At 53.2% G+C, this 17607-nt stretch carries 29 protein-coding genes; 7 read left to right on the top strand and 22 right to left on the bottom strand.

The genetic code is table 11. The annotated features are described in order from the left end of the window. The first annotated feature begins 92 nt into the window (after nucleotides 1–92). On the top strand, nucleotides 93–740 hold the full coding sequence (locus tag DEO48_RS10845) for a tellurite resistance TerB family protein (RefSeq protein ID WP_109845160.1): 648 nt from the start codon (nucleotides 93–95) through the stop codon (nucleotides 738–740). An 85-nt stretch (nucleotides 741–825) separates the two neighbouring features. Next, nucleotides 826–2886, top strand: a complete 2061-nt coding sequence (ptrB, locus tag DEO48_RS10840) for an oligopeptidase B (RefSeq protein WP_109845159.1) — start codon at nucleotides 826–828, stop codon at nucleotides 2884–2886. Here the strand turns inward: ptrB and exoX are convergent. The 3 genes from exoX to DEO48_RS10825 form a co-directional block, all read right to left on the bottom strand. Beyond that, on the bottom strand, nucleotides 2883–3545 hold the full coding sequence (gene exoX / locus DEO48_RS10835; RefSeq protein ID WP_010432611.1) for an exodeoxyribonuclease X: 663 nt from the start codon (nucleotides 3543–3545) through the stop codon (nucleotides 2883–2885). The genes ptrB and exoX overlap by 4 nt on opposite strands. Before the next feature lie 24 nt (nucleotides 3546–3569). Next, nucleotides 3570–4220: a carbon-nitrogen hydrolase family protein gene (locus DEO48_RS10830; protein WP_109845158.1), complete on the bottom strand. Its 651-nt coding sequence runs from the start codon at nucleotides 4218–4220 to the stop codon at nucleotides 3570–3572. 110 nt (nucleotides 4221–4330) lie between these two features. Further along, nucleotides 4331–4561, bottom strand: coding sequence for a DNA polymerase III subunit theta (locus DEO48_RS10825; RefSeq protein WP_013096102.1), 231 nt, complete (start codon nucleotides 4559–4561; stop codon nucleotides 4331–4333). A gap of 136 nt (nucleotides 4562–4697) precedes the next feature. On the opposite strand from DEO48_RS10825, the gene yobA reads away from it, so the two are divergent. Genes yobA through DEO48_RS10810 form a run of 3 tightly spaced genes read left to right on the top strand, consistent with a single transcriptional unit; the run spans nucleotide 4698 to nucleotide 6295 of the window. After that, nucleotides 4698–5069, top strand: a complete 372-nt coding sequence (gene yobA, locus DEO48_RS10820; protein WP_109845157.1) for a CopC domain-containing protein YobA — start codon at nucleotides 4698–4700, stop codon at nucleotides 5067–5069. Nucleotide 5070: 1 nt separating this feature from the next. Beyond that, a complete protein-coding gene (copD, locus tag DEO48_RS10815) occupies nucleotides 5071–5940 on the top strand; it encodes a copper homeostasis membrane protein CopD (RefSeq protein WP_109845156.1) in 870 nt (289 codons plus the stop codon). Between the two features lie 16 nt (nucleotides 5941–5956). Next, entirely contained in the window at nucleotides 5957–6295 is a 339-nt protein-coding gene (locus tag DEO48_RS10810; protein ID WP_039263646.1) for a YebY family protein, read from the top strand. Nucleotides 6296–6614: 319 nt separating this feature from the next. On the opposite strand, the gene DEO48_RS10805 is transcribed toward DEO48_RS10810, so the two are convergent. From DEO48_RS10805 to DEO48_RS10725, 17 genes are all read right to left on the bottom strand, one after another. Further along, nucleotides 6615–7700 carry a tyrosine-type recombinase/integrase gene (locus DEO48_RS10805; RefSeq protein WP_109845155.1) on the bottom strand — a complete coding sequence of 362 codons (1086 nt, stop codon included), beginning with the start codon at nucleotides 7698–7700 and terminating at the stop codon, nucleotides 6615–6617. Beyond that, nucleotides 7669–7941 carry an excisionase gene (locus DEO48_RS10800; protein ID WP_023300430.1) on the bottom strand — a complete coding sequence of 91 codons (273 nt, stop codon included), beginning with the start codon at nucleotides 7939–7941 and terminating at the stop codon, nucleotides 7669–7671. Before DEO48_RS10800 ends, DEO48_RS10805 begins: the two co-directional genes overlap by 32 nt. A 120-nt stretch (nucleotides 7942–8061) precedes the next feature. After that, nucleotides 8062–8595: a hypothetical protein gene (locus DEO48_RS10795; protein ID WP_109845154.1), complete on the bottom strand. Its 534-nt coding sequence runs from the start codon at nucleotides 8593–8595 to the stop codon at nucleotides 8062–8064. Between the two features lie 43 nt (nucleotides 8596–8638). Then, complete coding sequence (locus tag DEO48_RS10790; protein WP_109845153.1) at nucleotides 8639–8854, bottom strand: TraR/DksA family transcriptional regulator; 216 nt, start codon at nucleotides 8852–8854, stop codon at nucleotides 8639–8641. 91 nt (nucleotides 8855–8945) lie between these two features. Beyond that, a complete protein-coding gene (locus tag DEO48_RS27385) occupies nucleotides 8946–9089 on the bottom strand; it encodes a hypothetical protein (RefSeq protein ID WP_353887726.1) in 144 nt (47 codons plus the stop codon). Between the two features lie 47 nt (nucleotides 9090–9136). After that, nucleotides 9137–9355, bottom strand: a complete 219-nt coding sequence (locus tag DEO48_RS10780) for a hypothetical protein (RefSeq protein ID WP_109845151.1) — start codon at nucleotides 9353–9355, stop codon at nucleotides 9137–9139. Then, complete coding sequence (locus DEO48_RS10775) at nucleotides 9352–10482, bottom strand: site-specific DNA-methyltransferase (protein WP_109845150.1); 1131 nt, start codon at nucleotides 10480–10482, stop codon at nucleotides 9352–9354. The genes DEO48_RS10780 and DEO48_RS10775 overlap by 4 nt, the downstream gene beginning before the upstream one ends. Further along, on the bottom strand, nucleotides 10479–10943 hold the full coding sequence (locus tag DEO48_RS10770) for a hypothetical protein (protein WP_109845149.1): 465 nt from the start codon (nucleotides 10941–10943) through the stop codon (nucleotides 10479–10481). Before DEO48_RS10770 ends, DEO48_RS10775 begins: the two co-directional genes overlap by 4 nt. A 2-nt stretch (nucleotides 10944–10945) precedes the next feature. Next, nucleotides 10946–12007 carry a DGQHR domain-containing protein gene (locus DEO48_RS10765; RefSeq protein WP_109845148.1) on the bottom strand — a complete coding sequence of 354 codons (1062 nt, stop codon included), beginning with the start codon at nucleotides 12005–12007 and terminating at the stop codon, nucleotides 10946–10948. Next, nucleotides 12004–12156 carry a DUF1317 family protein gene (locus tag DEO48_RS10760; protein WP_109845147.1) on the bottom strand — a complete coding sequence of 51 codons (153 nt, stop codon included), beginning with the start codon at nucleotides 12154–12156 and terminating at the stop codon, nucleotides 12004–12006. The genes DEO48_RS10765 and DEO48_RS10760 overlap by 4 nt, the downstream gene beginning before the upstream one ends. Continuing rightward, nucleotides 12153–12581, bottom strand: a complete 429-nt coding sequence (locus DEO48_RS10755) for a regulator (RefSeq protein ID WP_109845146.1) — start codon at nucleotides 12579–12581, stop codon at nucleotides 12153–12155. Before DEO48_RS10755 ends, DEO48_RS10760 begins: the two co-directional genes overlap by 4 nt. Then, a complete protein-coding gene (locus DEO48_RS10750; protein ID WP_109845145.1) occupies nucleotides 12578–13195 on the bottom strand; it encodes a lambda exonuclease family protein in 618 nt (205 codons plus the stop codon). The genes DEO48_RS10755 and DEO48_RS10750 overlap by 4 nt, the downstream gene beginning before the upstream one ends. Further along, nucleotides 13192–13938, bottom strand: a complete 747-nt coding sequence (bet, locus tag DEO48_RS10745) for a phage recombination protein Bet (protein ID WP_109845144.1) — start codon at nucleotides 13936–13938, stop codon at nucleotides 13192–13194. Before bet ends, DEO48_RS10750 begins: the two co-directional genes overlap by 4 nt. Nucleotides 13939–13956: 18 nt before the next feature. Further along, the gene (gamL, locus tag DEO48_RS10740) at nucleotides 13957–14241 is read right to left on the bottom strand and encodes a host nuclease inhibitor GamL (protein WP_109845143.1); all 285 of its coding nucleotides are present in this window, start codon (nucleotides 14239–14241) and stop codon (nucleotides 13957–13959) included. 453 nt (nucleotides 14242–14694) lie between these two features. After that, on the bottom strand, nucleotides 14695–14898 hold the full coding sequence (locus DEO48_RS10730; RefSeq protein WP_023622534.1) for a phage encoded cell division inhibitor protein: 204 nt from the start codon (nucleotides 14896–14898) through the stop codon (nucleotides 14695–14697). Beyond that, the gene (locus DEO48_RS26770) at nucleotides 14895–15053 is read right to left on the bottom strand and encodes a hypothetical protein (RefSeq protein WP_023622533.1); all 159 of its coding nucleotides are present in this window, start codon (nucleotides 15051–15053) and stop codon (nucleotides 14895–14897) included. Before DEO48_RS26770 ends, DEO48_RS10730 begins: the two co-directional genes overlap by 4 nt. Then, a complete protein-coding gene (locus DEO48_RS10725) occupies nucleotides 15050–15292 on the bottom strand; it encodes a hypothetical protein (protein WP_109845141.1) in 243 nt (80 codons plus the stop codon). Before DEO48_RS10725 ends, DEO48_RS26770 begins: the two co-directional genes overlap by 4 nt. Nucleotides 15293–15559: 267 nt before the next feature. On the opposite strand from DEO48_RS10725, the gene DEO48_RS10720 reads away from it, so the two are divergent. Continuing rightward, the gene (locus DEO48_RS10720) at nucleotides 15560–15838 is read left to right on the top strand and encodes a hypothetical protein (protein ID WP_047647803.1); all 279 of its coding nucleotides are present in this window, start codon (nucleotides 15560–15562) and stop codon (nucleotides 15836–15838) included. A gap of 218 nt (nucleotides 15839–16056) precedes the next feature. Further along, the gene (locus DEO48_RS26765) at nucleotides 16057–16221 is read left to right on the top strand and encodes a hypothetical protein (protein ID WP_181366995.1); all 165 of its coding nucleotides are present in this window, start codon (nucleotides 16057–16059) and stop codon (nucleotides 16219–16221) included. A 171-nt stretch (nucleotides 16222–16392) separates the two neighbouring features. Here DEO48_RS26765 and DEO48_RS10715 read toward each other — a convergent pair whose 3' ends face one another. Together DEO48_RS10715 and DEO48_RS10710 are read right to left on the bottom strand one after the other, a co-directional pair. Further along, nucleotides 16393–16869, bottom strand: a complete 477-nt coding sequence (locus DEO48_RS10715; RefSeq protein ID WP_109845140.1) for a hypothetical protein — start codon at nucleotides 16867–16869, stop codon at nucleotides 16393–16395. A gap of 35 nt (nucleotides 16870–16904) precedes the next feature. Beyond that, on the bottom strand, nucleotides 16905–17597 hold the full coding sequence (locus DEO48_RS10710) for a helix-turn-helix transcriptional regulator (protein ID WP_109845139.1): 693 nt from the start codon (nucleotides 17595–17597) through the stop codon (nucleotides 16905–16907). Nucleotides 17598–17607: the final 10 nt, after the last annotated feature.

The raw sequence follows: 17607 nt of genomic DNA, 5'->3' as shown, positions 1-17607 counted from the left end.
CAGAAATTTGCGCATCTTTAGCCCGACCAGACATTTCCTGACACCCGCTCGCTTACGCTGTGGAAAATGTTCACCGTTAAGTGAGGGAAACCATGTCTGGCTGGTTAAATCAACTGCAATCCCTGTTAGGGCAGAAAACATCGTCTGGCGAACGGGACCTCAGCAAACTGCTGGTACCCGGGGCGCTCGGCGGGCTGGCAGGCCTGCTGGTCGCGAATAAATCCTCACGCAAGCTGCTGGCAAAGTATGGTACAGGCGCGCTGCTGGCCGGCGGCGGCGCCATCGCGGGCACCGTGCTGTGGAATAAATACAAGGACAGGGTACGGACCGCGCACAGCGATGAACCGCATTACGGCGAGCACACCTCGCCGCTGGATCTGCGTACCGAACGGCTCATTCTTGCGCTGGTTTTTGCCGCGAAAAGCGACGGGCATATTGACGATAAGGAACGATCGGCGATCGAGCAGCAGCTGCGCGAGGCCGGTGTTGAAGAGAAGGGAAGAGTGCTGGTGGCGCAGGCGATAGAACAGCCGCTCGAGCCGCAGCGTCTTGCGCAAAGTGTGAAAAATGAGGAAGAGGCGCTGGAGCTCTATTTCCTCAGCTGCGCCGCCATCAATATCGATCACTTTATGGAGCGCAGCTACCTTAACGCTCTCGGCGATGCATTAAAGATCCCTCAGGACGTGCGCGAGGGTATTGAGCGGGATATCCGGGAGCAAAAACAGGCGTTACAGGGATAGCCGTCGCCGTCGCGACGCTGTTTCGCTTGCATCATGCGTGGGTTTTGCCAACCTTATAGGGTGTAAAACTTAAAAGAATGATGACATGCCACCGAAAGCCCGACGTACTCCTTATGCGATCACCACGCATGGCGATACGCGTATAGACAACTATTACTGGCTGCGGGACGATTCTCGCTCCCGGCCAGAGGTACTCGACTACCTGCACGAGGAAAACGACTATGGCCGCAAGGTCATGTCCAGCCAGCAGACGCTTCAGGACCAGCTCCTGAATGAAATGGTGCAGCGTATTCCCCAGCGCGATATCTCCGCGCCCTGGACCAAAAACGGCTATCGCTATCGCCATATTTACGAGCCCGGCAATGAGTATCCCATCTACCAGCGTCAGTCGGTGTTAAGCGCCGAATGGGATGAGTGGGATATTCTGCTCGATGCCAACCAGCGCGCCGCCCACAGCGAGTTTTATACCCTGGGCGGCATGTCCATTTCCCCTGACAACGCGGTGATGGCGCTGGCGGAGGATTATCTCTCCCGCCGCCAGTACGGCCTGCGGTTTCGCAATCTGGAGACCGGCAACTGGTATCCGGAAATGCTGGAAAACGTCTCCCCGGATTTTGTCTGGGCGAATGATTCCGAGACGGTCTACTACGTCAAAAAGCACGCGTCGACGCTGCTGCCTTACCAGGTGTGGCGACATACCGTGGGAACAGACTCCGCTGACGACGAGCTGGTTTATGAAGAGAAAGACGAAACGTTCTATGTCAGCCTGCATAAAACCTCCTCACGCCACTATGTGATTATCTTCCTCGCCAGCGCGACGACGTCGGAAGTTCTGCTGCTGGATGCCGAACTGCCGGACGCCCAGCCGCTCTGTTTCCTGCCGCGCCGCAAGGATCACGAGTACAGCCTGGATCACTTCCAGCACAGCTTTTATTTGCGCTCCAATCGCGAGGGCAAAAACTTTGGTCTCTATAAAACCAAAGTGCGCGATGAGCGCAAGTGGGAGGTGCTTATCCCCGCGCGGGATCAGGTGATGCTGGAAGGGTTCACCCTGTTTACCGACTGGCTGGTGGTGGAAGAGCGTCAGCGCGGGCTGACCAGTATCCGGCAAATCAACCGTAAAACCCGGGAAGTGATGGGGATTGCGTTCGATGATCCGGCCTACGTGACGTGGATTGGATTCAACCCTGAACCCGAATCGTCGCGGTTGCGCTACGGCTACTCCTCCATGACCACGCCGGACACCCTGTTTGAGCTGGATATGGATACCGGGCAGCGCCAGGTGATTAAACAGACCGAGGTAAAAGGGTTTGAGTCCGAAAACTACCGCAGCGAGCACCTGTGGGTCACCGCCCGTGATGGCGTGGAGGTGCCGGTCTCTCTTGTTTACCATCGTGCTCATTTCCAGAAAGGCAAAAACCCGATCCTGGTGTACGGCTACGGCTCGTATGGCTCAAGCATGGACGCCGATTTCAGCAGCAGCCGGTTAAGCCTGCTCGATCGCGGTTTTGTTTTCGCCATCGCCCATATTCGCGGCGGCGGTGAGCTGGGCCAGAACTGGTATGAAGACGGGAAATTTCTGAAAAAGAAAAACACCTTCAATGACTACCTCGACGTCTGCGATGCGCTGATTGAGCAGGGATACGGCGATCCGCAGCTCTGCTTTGGGATGGGGGGCAGCGCGGGCGGCATGCTGATGGGGGCGGCGATCAACCAGCGTCCCGACCGTTTTAAGGGGATTGTCGCGCAGGTACCGTTTGTCGATGTGGTCACGACCATGCTCGATGAATCCATTCCTCTTACCACCGGGGAGTTTGAGGAGTGGGGAAATCCGCAGGATGAGATGTACTACCGCTATATGAAAGAGTACAGCCCGTACGATAACGTTGAGGCGAAAGCCTACCCGCATATGCTGGTCACCACCGGTTTGCATGATTCTCAGGTGCAATACTGGGAGCCGGCAAAATGGGTGGCAAAACTGCGTGAGCTGAAAACCGATAACAATCTGCTGCTGCTGTGTACCGATATGGATTCCGGACACGGAGGGAAATCGGGGCGATTTAAATCGTACGAAGGGGTTGCTCTGGAATATGCCTTTTTAATAGGCCTGGCGCAGGAAACGCTGCCAGGCCGTGCAGAGCGTTAAGCGTCGCCAAGATAATGTTTTAGCGTTAAGCGCAGCTCCGGGCTCATTCTGTCGAGGTTGTTATACAGCCAGCGCAAATAGCCCGGGTCTTTATCCGCCACCTCGGACACCGGCTTCCCGCGATATTTACCAAAGGTAAACGTGGTCAGCAGCGCGGGACGTCCGGTGATCGTCGCCATGTCATCCGGCGTCCAGCCAGAGATATTCATAATATCAATCAGCAGCGCGGCGGTGATATAGCAGTCATACAGGGCGCGGTGATGGTGAAGCCCCTCTGGGGTACGAACGCTGAGCTTGCGGGACTTGTACAGCGCCATATTGCTGTATTTAATCCCCGGCCACAGACGACGCGCCAGCTTCATGGTGCAAATCCATTCCCCCGGCATTTCAGGCAACACCCGGCGGTCAAAGCTGGCGTTATGCGCGACGTACCATGGGCTACCGTAGTAGTGAGGTATGATCTCTTCGATCCACGGCTTATCCGCCACCATCGATTCGGTAATGCGATGGATAGCCATTGCCTGAGGGCTGATGGGGCGATCGGGACGCACCAGATGGCTCATGGGGTTGACGATTTTACCATCAACCACGTCGACAGAGGCCACTTCCACTATTCCGCCCTGAAGATCGCAAGTTTCGGTATCGATGACGCGCAGCATTGAAAACTCCTGAGCTTAAAACGCCTAGCCTAAAGGAATGATATCGCCTTGCCAACCCTCTCCGCCGAGCGTGCCGGTCACCAGAAGCTCGCCCTTATCCGCGCGCACGACCAGCTGGCCTTTTTCATCCCACAGCGCGCTGCCGCCGCAGGCGTTCGCCATCAGCACCGCAATGGCATATTTATGCGCGAAGCGCTGCAGGTTACTGATGGACTGCCGCCAGCGATTATCCCCCACCGACTGGCAGCTGGTAACAAGCGTTGCCCGGGGATCGAGATTGGGCGAATCGGGATGTGTATCAAGGATGCTAAGGTGTTTATCCCCCGGCACCAGGCTGGCACCGCGCCCTTGCGGATAGCGCAAAATGCGATGGCGAGCGGGCGAAAACAGCACAAGGCCTTTCTGGCGCTGGCCATTCTGTTCCAGGGGGAGCCCGGCAATAACGGTAATCTGGTGTAGATGTGCCGCGTTGAGCAGCGGCTCAAGCTGCGCGTCATCGGGCGGGGGAGGTAACGTCGGCGCGCCAGAGCCCGTTAATGAGAGCTCAGGGAAAACCAGCAGATCGCACCGCTGCCGTGCTGCTTCGGCGATGAAGCGCAGGTGGTGCGTAACATGGTCATCTACGGTCTGATGCAGCCCGCCATACTGGGCTGCCGCTATATTCCAATGTGACATCGTGACTTCCTTATACACTGAGTCGCAGAGATTTAAGAATAGACCCAAATTTATCAGGGTTTTCTTATCCTGCCAGATTCCGCGTAAGGAAGTGTAACGACTCGTTAAGCTTATTTAACTTTAGGCTCGTACGGTAAACGGGAGAGATTGACCGAAGCAAGACGGTGGGCGATGAGTCTTTCGCGGAACCAGTCGCGCAGATGGGCGGGCTGTTCCCGTTCCACTACTTCAGCCACGATGGGCATGTTGTAACGCTCTTTGAACGCGACGCCAGCGGCAGCGAGATCGACATTCACTTTATCCATCTCGTCCTGCGGAAGGGCGGCCAGATTGATCTTCATTACCTTCTCCTTTTTATGCGGCGGCAACGTTACCGCGATTGCACGATGATGACAAGCGGAGGCAGGATGATCCTCGACTCGTTTATTATACAGCGTTATTCTTTAGCATACAGACATAACAAAAAGGAATGATTGGATGGGTTTCTCCGCTTCCCGCGCAGTATGCGCACTGGTTTTTGTGGCCTCGACAATGATGACGCCCTCCGTGCTTGCACATGCGCATCTTAACCAGCAGGTCCCGGCAGCAGACAGCGTGGTGACCGCACCGCAGGCACTTACGCTGAATTTTTCGGAAGGTATCGAACCTGGTTTTAGCGGTGTGGTGGTAACGGATGCGCAAAAGCAGGTCATCAAAACGGGAACCGCTACGCGCGACGAAAAGAACAAAGCTCAGCTTACCGTGCCGCTGGAACAAACGCTGGCAGCAGGAACTTACCAGGTGGACTGGCACGTGGTCTCCGTTGACGGCCATAAAACCAAAGGCAGCTATCACTTTAGCGTGAAATAGCATGCTGGCGCTGTGTTATGTCGGATTACGCTTTATCCATTTCGGGGCGCTGATGCTGGTGTTTGGCAATGCGCTTTACAGCGTCTGGTTTGCGCCATCCTCCCTTCACCGTCTGCTGTCCCGGCGTTTTCAGTCGCAACAGAAAGTGGCGGCCTTAGTGAGCCTGGCGGCTGCGGTCCTGATGTTTTTGCTGCAGGGCGGATTGATGGGCAACGGCTGGGGAGATGTGTTTGCGCCACAGGTCTGGTTCAGCGTGATGGGAACCCGGTTTGGCGGCGTCTGGCTGTGGCAAATGATCCTCGCTGCGATAACGGTCAGCGCCGCATGGCTCGCGCCGCTGAAAGGTTCGCGTCTGCTGCTGCTCGCAATGGGCCAGCTTATCCTGCTGGCTGGGGTAGGGCACGCGGCGATGAACGACGGTCCGATGGGGGCGCTACAGCGTCTTAATTATGCTTTTCACCTGATCTGTGCCGCCACCTGGCTTGGCGGATTACTGCCCCTGCTGTTCTGCATGCGACTGGCGAAAGGGCGCTGGCAGAATGCCGCCATCTTTACCATGATGCGCTTCTCGCGCGTGGGGCATTATGCCGTTGCGGGCGTCCTGCTCTCCGGGGTGATAAATGCACTCATGATATTGGGCCTCAATATTCCCTGGCAGGCTGGCTACGTGCAGTTTTTGTTGTTCAAATGTGCGCTGGTGGCGTTGATGGTGGTAATTGCGCTGGCAAATCGGTATTTTCTGGTGCCACGGTTTCGTCCGGAGAGCGGGCGAGCACAACAGATTTTTATCAGGATGACACAGGCAGAAGTGGTGCTGGGAGCGCTGGTGCTGGCAACGGTCAGTCTGTTCGCCACCTGGGAACCCTTCTGACAAGGTTAAATATCATATGAAAAAGACAGTACTTTCTCTCTTATTGCTGGCCTGTACGGGGAGCGCGCTTGCCGCACCGCAGGTTATCACCGTGAGTCGTTTTGAAGTGGGTAAGGACAAATGGGCGTTCAATCGCGAAGAGGTGATGCTGACCTGCCGTCCAGGCCATGCGCTGTATGCGATCAACCCGAGCACGCTGGTGCAATACCCACTGAATGATACCGCAGAGCAGCAGGTAGCCAGCGGCAAGAGCAGCGGCCAGCCGATTAGCATTATTCAGATCGATGACCCGTCACACCCGGGACAAAAAATGAGTCTGGCACCGTTTATCGAGCGCGCCGACAAGCTCTGCTAACGTTCGGGTTTCCAATAAAAAACCGCAGATGCTTGCGAAAGCACTGCGGTTTTTTACTTTTTATGATGCTCTTACGCTTTTTTTCCGACCGCTTTTGCTGTGGACTGGAAAACCTGGCGTCGTCATCTATTCTTAAAAGGCAAGGCGACTTAGCCTGCATTAATGCCAACTTTTAGCGCACGGCTCTCTCCCAAGAGCCATTTCCCTGGACCGAATACAGGAATCGTATTCGGTCTCTTTTTATCTATTTGTTTCTCAAAGGTTTTTCCGGTCTCAACACGAAATCCCCCGAAAATTACTCGAATATTCCATATCCTGTCTAAACCATAACATACTCTGCACCGCGTGCGTCCAGGTATTTTTTGGTCATTGTTAAATTTTTGTGGCCGAGTAAACGTTGAGCAAAATCTTCTCCGCGCTCCTTTTCATATAGCCTGCTCGCCAGGCTTCTGATCTCATGGAAAGGAGGTGGGTTGGGTCCGAATTTTAACCCGGTCGAATCCCTTATCTCTGCAAAGGCCTGGGTGAGTCCGTCGGGAGTTAGCGGCCCCGGCTTTCTTCCCCCGCGGCGGACCGGAGAGTAAAGCATGAAGTCGGAAGGGTTGTTCACCCGGCATCGATCAATGACATCCTGCAACACAAGCCCGGCGACGTCCAGCCTCAAATCAAGGGGAAGTGCCAGTTTGTGACCTGTTTTCTCCTGCGTAACGAAAAGCCTCCCATCTTTAATGTCACTGAACCTGAACAGTGAGATATCCTCCCGCCGCTGGCCGGTGACAAGTGCCAGATCGCATGCGTTTGGTGCCCATTCAGAATGAGTTAACGCAGCCTGGCGGATGACAGTGAATTGTTCGAGCAGCAAGCGTTCTCGCTTAACTTTCGGTGTCGGCGTTCTCGTCGGTTCTGCCGGGTTCCTGTCGACATGTCCTTCCACAATCGCCTCCCTGAAGATGTCCATCAGCACAGACCTGAGCCCGGAAGCCATGCTCTTTTTATCACAGAGAATGTACGCTTCAAGGAATGAGGCGATATCCTTTGTGGTGACTGATGCGAGGGGTATTTTTCCGAACTCTTCCTTTATGGTGGCGATCTGGTTTCGCCTGACCTTCATCGTGTTTGGTTTCAGCTCGCGCCGCTCGAGAATCACCTCGTAACGCTCCAGCCATGCAGCCACTGTGAAAGTGGGCACGTCTTTTATGCGATCCAGTAGAGAAGAGGGAAGGTAATTCTGGTCGATGTAGTTGTTGGCCTCAATGGCCTGGGCAACAGCGTCCTTGCGATCAATCCGGCCAAGAGATATCTCCTGCCCGGTCACCGGATTGCGCCAGCTGTAAAGTCTGTCTCTTTTACGATAGGTCAGGTTACGGGGCAGGTTAGCGTCGTAACGTACTGGCCTTTTCGCCATGAGTCAGTCTCTCCAGTAAGGTGCCGCCGGACGGCAGTTTGGTGTGTTTCGGTTTAGCTCGCAGATTCTTCTTGCGCGGATCCACGTAGATAGCGTCAGGCTGAACCTTATATTCCTTCCCGTGAAGCTCCGGCGCTGGATAAATTCGCCCCTCCCGCGTCCATCGACGCAGAGTAGAAAGGGATGGGGGAGTCGTGTAGACCTCAGCAGCCCATTCCTGCAAGTTAAGAAGCTTAGCCATGAGAACTCCTTAGCCGCCAGGCATTATAAGCGAGGCCGCGTTGACGTGTTGATTAATCGAAATCAGGAAAAAATAAACCCGCCGAGGCGGGTTGAATGATGAGAGATTTTAATTGGGTGCTTAGTTAATTTTTAATTCTCGCTTAGCTTCAGCGACTAAATCACTGAGCAGTTTTTCAGAGAGTTTGAAGTCCTTTTCTGACGCTTCATAGCTTTCAATAGCATCCTCATACCAATCATCCATCATTTTCTTTCTGGCATTAACATAGACGTCGAGCAAGCTTTTGACTTTGGTAGTTAATGTGAAATCAGCTAACTGCGCTATTCTTTCAAGCTCTTGAAGATCAAGCCAATACTCAGTTCTTAACTTCTCTTCGATCTCTTTCGGATGTGGTTTGAACCGAGACTCACCAGGTTCCATTCGAGCATATTCGCAACGGAGGAAGTAGTCATTGCTCATCTTAATCCGATAAGCAATATTGATGATTTCTGTGAACGCTTCCAATCTCTTTTCCCACCACTTCTCTTTGTAGAACTTATTCAAAGCAAACTTGGTAGAGAAATATGCGGCTAGCGCAGCTACAAGTAATGGAACAAAAAATTTTGATAGAACATCAGTTAAATCAAGCGATGTTTGGACAGACATGGCGGTCATTTCATATCCTTAAATCATTAAAACTCTACTCATCATAACGTGATCATCGAATATGTTTAAACGCATGTTCTTTTATTTCTTGGCACTCCGAGCATGTCTGGCAGCCGGGAACGGCAGCGCGCCGCGGCTCCGGAATTGGTTCGTCGCATTCTTCACAACGCTCAGCTGATACGGCGTTGTGGTCGATGCGGTGAGCGGAAAGGGCAGCGTTACGCTGAAGCTCTTCAATCTCTGCTGCGGTATCTATGATATCGGCCATGGTCAATGCTCCCTGAACTGTCGGTTAATTCGGTTGAATGTGAACGCCAGCAATAAAAAAGGCCGCTTTAGCGACCTGGTGATTAGTGCTTTCATGGCTTGTCTCCGCACCGGTTATTCCATGCTGAAAGCGCCTTTTGTTTTTGGCCTGAATATCGGCATGTGGCCTGGCATGATGGATTGGTGCAAGCTATTTGGTAACCGCCAAAATCAATCCCTTGAAATTGATGGCTCATCCACTCAGCTTTGCACCCGCAGAACGGACAGGGCTTAATTTCTTCACTCACGATTCCACTCCGAAGCGGCGATTAAGCCGCCCTGTGTATACGACGAACTCCAGGAGGCTAACTCCCAGAGCTTCAATTTTCTTGTGCTGCTTGTTGATGATGGGAGGCACAGTTTCGTTCCAGTTTGGCTTTGGCTTCTTGCGCATGGCCTGCTGGATTTCCTCGGTGCAGCGGCGGCAGGCGGCGCGGATGGCGTTGTCAGTTTCTGGCGTCATGCGGCCTCCGTCGTCTTTTTGAAGGAGTGAGCAATTCGCGCAGAAGCAATGGTCACGTAATCCGGGTTCAGGTCGATGCCGATGAAGTTAAACCCTTCCTCGATGGCTGCCCGGCCTGTGCTACCGCTTCCCATCCACGGATCAAGCACGGTACCGCCAGGCGGAGTAATCAGCCTGCAGAGATAACTCATCAGAGCGATCGGCTTAACGGTAGGGTGGTTGTTCTTCGCGCCACTGGTACGCCCGGCACCGGCGCGCGGATCGTTAATGCCGACGCTCCCTTCTTTGCGGCCTCCGGTCATGTCGCTGGCTGACGTCGCAATGAATCTCTCGAGGCCTTCGTCTCGTTCTTTCGGTTTGACCTTGGCGCAGTAGAAGAATCGGGCGGCGCTCTTGCTGCTATCGATGCGTGGAGTTGATTCGTGCCGCCGGTCCATTTGCCCGTAGCAATTCGCCGCTCCCATTTTCGCGCTGGGCTCATTGCCGGTAAGCGCGCCTTGCTGGCCTTTCGCATCCGGGAACGCTGACACGACAACATCACTTCCGTCGTGAATGATGTTTGCCGGCCAGCGACCCTCTGGTTCCTGCTCGTAATCGGCAACAGGTTCGGTACCATCGCGCTGGTGTGAAAGCAGACCGCCAGCACCGCCATTTAGCGCCTCGTCGGTAGGGATGCGGCAGGCATTGATATTGATCGCCCCGGTGCCGTGCTCAGCCATGTTCGCCGACACCGTTTTTTTGAATGGCTTGCGAGCCATGACGATCGGTTCGTGCGCAGGCTTCAGAGCCGTTCCCCAGCCATCAAAATCACCATCGAGGTTATGCGACTTGGGGAAGCCGCTGCCGTAAATCCAGAGAATTTGGTCTCGGATTTCGAAACCGGCATCCTCTGCATTAACGACAAGTCGGTGATATGTTCGGGAACCGCCAAACGCCAGAAGATGCCCGCCAGGTTTGAGAACGCGCAGGCATTCCTGCCACTGCTCAACAGTCGGGACGTCGTAATCCCATTTGTGGTTCATGAAGCTCAGCCCGTACGGCGGATCCGTCACGATTGAGTCAACTGAGTTATCCGGCAACGTTTTCAGGATGTCCTCGCAGCGCCCGACGTGAAGTTGATAGGTCATACATCCTCCCGTCTGCGTGCCAGCAACGGCCCGTCGTGTCCTTCTTTAAAGCTTTCAACCATCGCCCGGCAGCACGCCGGACAGCAGCTATAAGTCCTTTGCGGCTCTCCGTCGAATTTCCAGAAAGAGGAACGCATGGACGCGGAGAACGTGGCACAGATATCGCAATGAAAGGCTCCCGTTTCCAGAACCCTCATTAGCTGAGGCTCGGAGAGTTCGAACTTTCTGGCGATAACCGCATGCTCAAGACCAGCATCAAGCAGGGCTTCAATCAGCTGCAGATCGTCAATGGTTAATTTCCCGCAGCGGTAAAGGCCCATGCTGCTGGCCTTCATCTGGATAGATGCTTTGGTGCGTTGTAACTTTTTGCACAGCTCATCCATGTTCATGTAAAGGTAGGTTTTTGACAAAAAGATGGCCTGAGATTCAGGCCATGGCATTGAGTGCATCTGCATTGTCATAACTACTCCTCAAGGCTTTTCGCCAGGATAACTTTGACGAGCCGCTCAGCAGCCGATTTCTGAGCCGGAACGGAGGCAATAATCGTTGGACGGTCTTTTTCGGCATTCACACAGACGCCACCCCATCGGGAAATCAAGAAGAAGTCTTCCATCTCGGAGGAGCCCGCATTACTTGCCAGACCCTCAATCATCTGGACGATATCGACTATTGAGTGGTCAGCCATCAACCGCTGAACGGCGTAGCCGAAGGCATTGATCATCACTGCGTGGAACTGAATGTAGTCACGCTTGTAGTCTGCCTGGCTGGTGCCGTGGCGAATCGCTTCGATCTGCGTCAGGGCCAACCAGGCCTCCCAGATGGATTCGATGTCGCCCATTTCCAGCTGCTTACTGCCCGCACTGGCAAACTTGGCCGTCGCGTCGCTCAGCGCTTTGAAGCTCACCCACAGCTTACTTTTCGCCGGAACGACGTTGTGCTCGAAGTCTGTCACCTCTGCGAAGGTGTCGTGCTGAGACAGGAACGTCACCATCCCCTGGGCCACATCATTACGCCCGTCATAGGCCATATTGATCGCAGCGGAAGGTTTCGAGACGTTGTTATTGATATCGGAGAAGAACTGCTGGCGTGCCTTCAGTGGGAGATTATGCGTCAGCATTAGCGGGATGCTGATTGGCTCTCCGTAAGTACGACAGAACTCAGCTAACCCGGCGGCGCGGTGCTGGCCGTCAAACAGTTTGATCAATGCATCCATAGGGAAGCGTGCGACGCCCACATTCGTATTGCCGAACTCTTCAAACTCAATATCTGCGTCGCAGTTGCCGACCAGTGGTGGGATGATGAAGGGCTCTTTATTTTGGTAGGCATTGACGAGGTACTGGTAAAACTTTTTCACGCGTGCCTGGTTAATTTCGCGTTGAGAGCGCTCGAGCGTGCTGCCGTGATTGTCGGAGGCAAGTATGCGCGTCAGCGCGCGGGCCGGTGCCGTTATCATGTAAGTCGCCGTGCCACCCTGCATGCCGCGCGACGCGGGGAACTCGAAGAAATAATCGCCTACCTTGCTCATGCCGCCTCCTGCCTTTCCCGATATTCCTCAGCGAGCCGCTGCGCTTTTAATGGATTGTTGACTACTTCACCCCATGGCATTAGCCAGCCTTTTCCAATGAAGGGAAGGCGCAGTGTGCCAACCCTGATGTCGTCGTGAGCGTGAGTCATAGGATGGACTCCATTTCGTCGATGTATAGGCCCTGAGCAATCAGGCGGCGACGGCGTGCGGCACGTGCTATGCATTCCTGCCGTCTGCCTTCCTGCGATTGTTCAATGGCACGCCGGGTGAACAGCCGCGATTTACCCTGAGGCGTAATGACCTTTGGCTTCGTGGCCAGGTCGAAAGTCCGGTCGCAGATGCCGTCCTCGTTGATCCACTTTTCCGACTCAACGATTTGCGCTATTTGTCCGGTGCCGCGGGTGATGCCATTGGCGACCCGGTTAAACTCGATGAGCGTTACGCCAAACTTCTCAGCGATTTCGCTACCGGTGACCGGGCGGCCGCGCGTCTGAATCATCCAGATAACGCGCTCACGGAGACCGGAGAATTGCCCGGTTCGCCCGGGCCTGCGGTAGAAGGGTGTGCGTTTCATGCTGCACGCTCTGTGATTTTCTGAATTTCCGATTCCACATCTGCAAGGAATCTCTTAACCTCAGACTCGATTTCGCGCGCCAGCTCTTCATCGAAATGAATGCGCTTCTTGAAATAGGCGAGGTCAGGCGGCAGGCGATCATCGAAACTAACGAAATCACACCATTTCCGCCCGGTGCACATCATCTGCGCATGCATTTGCAGCATGTACTGGCGCTTTGGCTCGCCAGTTTTCAGCGTTTCAAGATGGGTCCAGGTGTTGGGGCATTTGATTTCGATAAGCCCGTCGTCGTTGACAAGTCCGTCCGGGCTGGCTGCGAATCCGGGTATGGTTGGGTGATCGATGAGCCCAACTTCAGTGATTGCCGCATCGAACTCATTCAGGGCGTACATTTCGCGCGCCACTGGCTCAAGTTCAGTACCGCGCATCATCGCGGCATTCGAAAACCCTTCCTCCAGCTTCCCGGTCAGCCGTTGGCAAATTAGCTCGGCCATGTAGTTCTGGCGGCTGGTGGAGTAGCCCGACTTAGTCCGGGCCATGACATCAGCCAGGCGGCTGGCAGTGACCTTGCCGCAGCGCGCAGCAAACCATTCAGGGGTACGTTGCTCCATCATTCAGCCTCCGTCTCTGCGATATTGAAAGGTTCGGCGTTGTCGACAGCAAGACTCATGCCATACATGCGTCGCTTCTCAACTGCGCCGATCACCTGCTTCTCTTCAGCGCTCAGCGCCACCCAGAACTCCTGATACTTAACGGTTCCAAGACGCGCGGCGGACTCACCTTTTGCGATCAGATCCGGGCGACGGCTATCTGATTCATGGCCCGCATGAACCTCTGCCGTTGTTCCTTCAATCACTCGCTCTGCCTCGTCCTGGTCGAAGATGCCAGCGAAACCAAAGGCCAGGCGCGCGCACTGGATAAGCGTCTTGTGGCGAAGCATGCGGGTAGGATGGGACTGCCAGGGTTGAGTATTGCGTTTACACTCTCCCATGTACTCGGTGACGATGGTCGGATGCTTACGGTCTTTGCGGTAAATCTTGCAGGTGCACGCGCCTTCCTCCTTGTCGTAAGAGAACTCCATGCCGTCAAACTGAGGATGCTCGTTGATAATGCGAGCCCATCCATCAACGCCGACGACCGGGACAATCCCGCCTTTATCTGGGAAGGCATAAATCTCTTTTGTCCATGGGTTCAGGCCGTACTGGTTGGCGACGATCAACAGGGCTGTAAACTGCTCGTCCGTGACGTTGCCACCTTTGAACGCTGTATTCTTCAGCGTATTCATCAGGTCTGTACCGGCATCCATGCCGAGGCGTGCGGCCAGTTTCCCGGCCATGGTGGAAAGTGCAGTACTCATTGTTAAATCCCTCAAAAATCAAAACGGGCAGCCGGTACGGTGTTCCCAGTCGTATTCCGCCTGGGCGTAAGCAACTGCCGAAATGAAATCGTTGTAGGCCTCGCCAGCTTTATCGCTGCGAAGTCCTTCGTATGGACTGGAGTCAATCGGGACCGTGAAGTAGAAGAGGCCAGACGGCTCTTTTGGCATCATGTCGATGATTTTCTGCGCTCGGTCGTCGATCCACTTCTCTTTCTCGTCGTCGAGCTGTTGCTCAACCCAGCGCTGATCTTCGATTCGGTCGTAAGTGAGGTATGCGTTCATGACTGAACTCCTGAAATTTGGATGTGCAGATCCCGGCTGCGTGAAGCCAGCCCGGTATTTCAATGTGAAACTTGATTAAACAGCGATACGGATCAGAATGAATGAAGCGCAGCGGCAACAAGCAAGGTGACTAAATGCTGATAAACAAAAAATGCTCTTCCCCAATGTACTCAACTAAAGAAATGGGTAAGCGCTCGAAGCGGAATCATTGGTTTGTGAGAGAAAAGGGAAGTGACCAGCCGCACGATCAGTCATGGTATGACTGGTGGAAGTCACGATCGCTTGGCTTAGGCAAGAATGGACATATTGCGTGGCGTTCTACTTGCATTGCAAGAAACGCACCTGACCCATTCAATCCGCCGGATTCATTCGAGGTCGACTTCCAGGCACCTGACGGCAAGCTGTATCAGCTGGAGTTTAAGCTTGCACCACACGGCCCAAACAAATAATGGATTAATGACTCAATCCGCCGCCGCGGCCATCAAGATACACCTCAACCAGAAGCTCTCTGGTGAAGGTGCGCTCACAACCTCGGTGGAGGTAGAGCTTTCCGCGCTTGTTGGCTGATGCTGTCCACATGCCGTCTTTGTGCTTAACCAACATGCCAGGCCGAACTGCGCCGCGGTTAACTTCAACATATCCGTAGTGGTGCATCATTTTTTACCCTCCACCTGAGCCAGTAAGCCAGCAACGTGCATCTGCCAGCGGTTAAGTGTCAGCTTGTCGCGTGGTGCAGATACTGACGTCAGTTGCCACTCGTTATCGTTGAGCTTTTTGGCGGTGTACTGCTTGCCGTTGTGGGTGACTTTCATGATGCCTCCCGGGCGCGGAGCATTGCATCGGCAAGCATGTATGAGTGCTTCGCAACTTCATCGGCATTGCCGGCAACAATAGGGTGAGTGCACGACTCCGGATAACTTGCCAGCCAGCCAGACAATGCTTTTGCAGCGAAGTAGTCGCGCAACGTCATTCCCTGATTGCAATCCCTCCAAGCTGTGGCATCTGTCGCCTCCATAGGGAAGGCGTAGCCACCGTCGTTTTTCTTACTCATAAATCCTCTTGGCCTTATCGCGGCGAACGGAACGGTTAATACAAGACTTCTGCGCTAATGGGCGGTGGATGGCCGCCGGTTGTCATAACTAAGCCGCCTCGGTGAAGCGACTGAGGTATGAGGTAATAAAAAGGCCGCCTTCAGGCAGCCTCAACTTGAATGAGTGCCGGGGTGTTTAGTCACGCCTGGCGCGTGATTTCCTTCACTTTCCACAGTCAAAGGAATGTCGTAGACTGCTGTTTCCACAGTCAAAATAAGGAAATGTTTATGGCAATCTATACTGTTCGTGTGGTTTTGCGCGGAGCTGAATGGGACACTTATGAAAAGCTTCATGAAAGCATGCAGGCATCAGGATACACACGTGAGGTAACCAGCGACGATGGCGTGGTTTTCAAGCTGCCTGACGCCGAATACGTTACAACCAAAAGCATTGACGTCTACCAGGTTCGAGATGAAGTCCTGCGCATTGCAAAGACTTATAACTTTGATCCACAGGTTCTTGTTACAGAAGCTGTTCAATGGGCGTGGGCTCTACAGAAGGCTTGATGCGCCTCCATTTATGGCAGGCCACTCATTAAACGACTTTCTGCTCTGAATTTCGTATTGAAGCGTCTTTATCGAAACATCTGTGGCATCGGCTAAACTGATGCCTTCTTTATCTGCTAGTTCCTGAACTACCTTTCTCAATTCATTGTCCGGTTTTCCATACTCTCACCCCTTTGTTTATTCACCGCAGGCCACTCGCAAATGACCTCTGGTGAATCGTGTTACGCACCATTGCCGCTCTCCCTGAGCCCGCCGGGCGTCCGACGCATGGTTTACTGTCGCGCCGTTCGACTGACCGAATCTCCACTTCGCCACTGGCTAACTTTGCTCAGCTGTCGAAGTTTCGTTTCGATGAGCTAAAAATAGCTAAAGCGATTATTTGAGTCAATCGCCAAACCGATATTAATCATCGTTAAAGTGATAATCGTTTGAATGTTAAAGCGATATTTTTTTAAAAGAAGTAGAAAAAAGTGATGTTGAAAGCGGTTTGATAGGAGAGATTTGGAAGGTAGTTGATGTAGGTATAAAAAAACCGGCTTTCGCCGGTTGGTTAATCAGTTGCAGTTAACTTTCCTGCCTACGAAAATTATGTCTCCGTACTGGTCGTTGGTGTTCTTAAATCTAAGCACCTGGCCATTACGTATGAAAGCCCAGTAGAGTTGCTTACCAGTGTATCCGCCATAGGAATTTTTAGCGTTAACGAAAACGCACGTCGAGTAACCATAAACAAAGTTCCTGTTCTCAACCATCACCTCTTTGCGGAGAGGAGTGAAGTCGCTGAATTTCGCAGAATCAGGATCCTTCAAAGCATCTTTTATTGTTACCTGAACAAGCTCTTTATAGTTTTTTGGCTTTTCGCCAACATCGGCTGTTTCAAGGTTGATATTTCTTACCTTCTCGGCAAACTCGGCATCATGTTTTTTAGCCTCAGCCATCTTCTGATCGTAATCAGAAGCAATGCGGGCATAAGGTGGTTGAGCACACGCACTGAGCAATGTGGATGCAATAACGACAGCAGCTAATTTTTTCATTTTCCCATCCCAGAGTAATTACTGTGTAAATTTTGTTATGCGAATCTTTTATAATCGACCGACTGTCTAAGCAGTACTTTAGCCATGATGTAGAACGCGCCCTCATCTTCAGGCTCTACGTACCATTTTTCATAAATCGGATTATCGGATATTACCGCCAGGCGGTCGCGCTGCATCTGCAGCCGCTTAACGTGCAAAGTCTTCCCGAAGACAAAAACGTATACCCCATCACCATCAAAGTGCGTAACGCCGGTATCAACGAAGATCTGATCACCAGGTGAAATAGTACCGTCCATGCTGTCGCCATTTACTGTGATCACTTTGACGTGCGCAGCTGGTCTGTTGCCGAATAAGGCTCGCGCCTGCTCAGTTGTGTATTCGATTGCTCGGATAGTTTCAATGAAATCACTGGTGACAATGCTGCCTGGCCCAGCGCTGGCTTTAACGTCGAGTACATCCACGCGGTAAATCCCATTCAGTGACGGCTTAACCTGGTATAGCGCAGTCGTTTCTCTTGCGCCATTGGAAGCCATTTCCCCTTCACCAGTAGATAACCACTCCGGCCGCACACCCAGAACAGAGGCGATCTCAACAGTCTTACGAGAGCCGTTAGCTTCCTTGAGAAGCTTATTGACGCTGGACTGAGCCATGCCGACATCTTTGGCTAATCGGCCCTGTGTATATCCAGCATGTTTCATTGCCTGCGCCAAGCGCTCCGAGAATCCCATATTCACCTCT

This window comes from Enterobacter sp. CGMCC 5087 (genome assembly GCF_003144775.1).
In the GTDB taxonomy this organism is placed as follows: domain Bacteria; phylum Pseudomonadota; class Gammaproteobacteria; order Enterobacterales; family Enterobacteriaceae; genus Enterobacter; species Enterobacter cloacae_M.
This window is presented reverse-complemented; position numbering and strand designations above follow the sequence as displayed.

Excerpts from the sequence above, each read along its gene's own strand:
- DEO48_RS10770 (WP_109845149.1), bottom strand. The coding sequence starts at position 10,943 with ATGACAATGCAGATGCACTCAATGCCATGGCCTGAATCTCAGGCCATC.
- DEO48_RS10800 (WP_023300430.1), bottom strand. The coding sequence starts at position 7,941 with ATGGCTAAGCTTCTTAACTTGCAGGAATGGGCTGCTGAGGTCTACACG.
- bet (WP_109845144.1), bottom strand. The coding sequence starts at position 13,938 with ATGAGTACTGCACTTTCCACCATGGCCGGGAAACTGGCCGCACGCCTC.
- DEO48_RS10750 (WP_109845145.1), bottom strand. The coding sequence starts at position 13,195 with ATGATGGAGCAACGTACCCCTGAATGGTTTGCTGCGCGCTGCGGCAAG.
- DEO48_RS26770 (WP_023622533.1), bottom strand. The coding sequence starts at position 15,053 with ATGAAAGTCACCCACAACGGCAAGCAGTACACCGCCAAAAAGCTCAAC.
- DEO48_RS10805 (WP_109845155.1), bottom strand. The coding sequence starts at position 7,700 with ATGGCGAAAAGGCCAGTACGTTACGACGCTAACCTGCCCCGTAACCTG.
- DEO48_RS10720 (WP_047647803.1), top strand. The coding sequence starts at position 15,560 with ATGGCAATCTATACTGTTCGTGTGGTTTTGCGCGGAGCTGAATGGGAC.
- ptrB (WP_109845159.1), top strand. The coding sequence starts at position 826 with ATGCCACCGAAAGCCCGACGTACTCCTTATGCGATCACCACGCATGGC.
- DEO48_RS10825 (WP_013096102.1), bottom strand. The coding sequence starts at position 4,561 with ATGAAGATCAATCTGGCCGCCCTTCCGCAGGACGAGATGGATAAAGTG.
- DEO48_RS10830 (WP_109845158.1), bottom strand. The coding sequence starts at position 4,220 with ATGTCACATTGGAATATAGCGGCAGCCCAGTATGGCGGGCTGCATCAG.
- DEO48_RS10765 (WP_109845148.1), bottom strand. The coding sequence starts at position 12,007 with ATGAGCAAGGTAGGCGATTATTTCTTCGAGTTCCCCGCGTCGCGCGGC.
- DEO48_RS10810 (WP_039263646.1), top strand. The coding sequence starts at position 5,957 with ATGAAAAAGACAGTACTTTCTCTCTTATTGCTGGCCTGTACGGGGAGC.
- DEO48_RS10775 (WP_109845150.1), bottom strand. The coding sequence starts at position 10,482 with ATGACCTATCAACTTCACGTCGGGCGCTGCGAGGACATCCTGAAAACG.
- yobA (WP_109845157.1), top strand. The coding sequence starts at position 4,698 with ATGGGTTTCTCCGCTTCCCGCGCAGTATGCGCACTGGTTTTTGTGGCC.
- DEO48_RS10715 (WP_109845140.1), bottom strand. The coding sequence starts at position 16,869 with ATGAAAAAATTAGCTGCTGTCGTTATTGCATCCACATTGCTCAGTGCG.
- DEO48_RS10730 (WP_023622534.1), bottom strand. The coding sequence starts at position 14,898 with ATGATGCACCACTACGGATATGTTGAAGTTAACCGCGGCGCAGTTCGG.
- DEO48_RS10790 (WP_109845153.1), bottom strand. The coding sequence starts at position 8,854 with ATGGCCGATATCATAGATACCGCAGCAGAGATTGAAGAGCTTCAGCGT.
- DEO48_RS10845 (WP_109845160.1), top strand. The coding sequence starts at position 93 with ATGTCTGGCTGGTTAAATCAACTGCAATCCCTGTTAGGGCAGAAAACA.
- gamL (WP_109845143.1), bottom strand. The coding sequence starts at position 14,241 with ATGAACGCATACCTCACTTACGACCGAATCGAAGATCAGCGCTGGGTT.
- DEO48_RS10755 (WP_109845146.1), bottom strand. The coding sequence starts at position 12,581 with ATGAAACGCACACCCTTCTACCGCAGGCCCGGGCGAACCGGGCAATTC.
- DEO48_RS10795 (WP_109845154.1), bottom strand. The coding sequence starts at position 8,595 with ATGACCGCCATGTCTGTCCAAACATCGCTTGATTTAACTGATGTTCTA.
- DEO48_RS10780 (WP_109845151.1), bottom strand. The coding sequence starts at position 9,355 with ATGACGCCAGAAACTGACAACGCCATCCGCGCCGCCTGCCGCCGCTGC.
- DEO48_RS10710 (WP_109845139.1), bottom strand. The coding sequence starts at position 17,597 with ATGGGATTCTCGGAGCGCTTGGCGCAGGCAATGAAACATGCTGGATAT.
- copD (WP_109845156.1), top strand. The coding sequence starts at position 5,071 with ATGCTGGCGCTGTGTTATGTCGGATTACGCTTTATCCATTTCGGGGCG.
- DEO48_RS10760 (WP_109845147.1), bottom strand. The coding sequence starts at position 12,156 with ATGACTCACGCTCACGACGACATCAGGGTTGGCACACTGCGCCTTCCC.
- DEO48_RS27385 (WP_353887726.1), bottom strand. The coding sequence starts at position 9,089 with ATGAGCCATCAATTTCAAGGGATTGATTTTGGCGGTTACCAAATAGCT.
- DEO48_RS10725 (WP_109845141.1), bottom strand. The coding sequence starts at position 15,292 with ATGAGTAAGAAAAACGACGGTGGCTACGCCTTCCCTATGGAGGCGACA.
- exoX (WP_010432611.1), bottom strand. The coding sequence starts at position 3,545 with ATGCTGCGCGTCATCGATACCGAAACTTGCGATCTTCAGGGCGGAATA.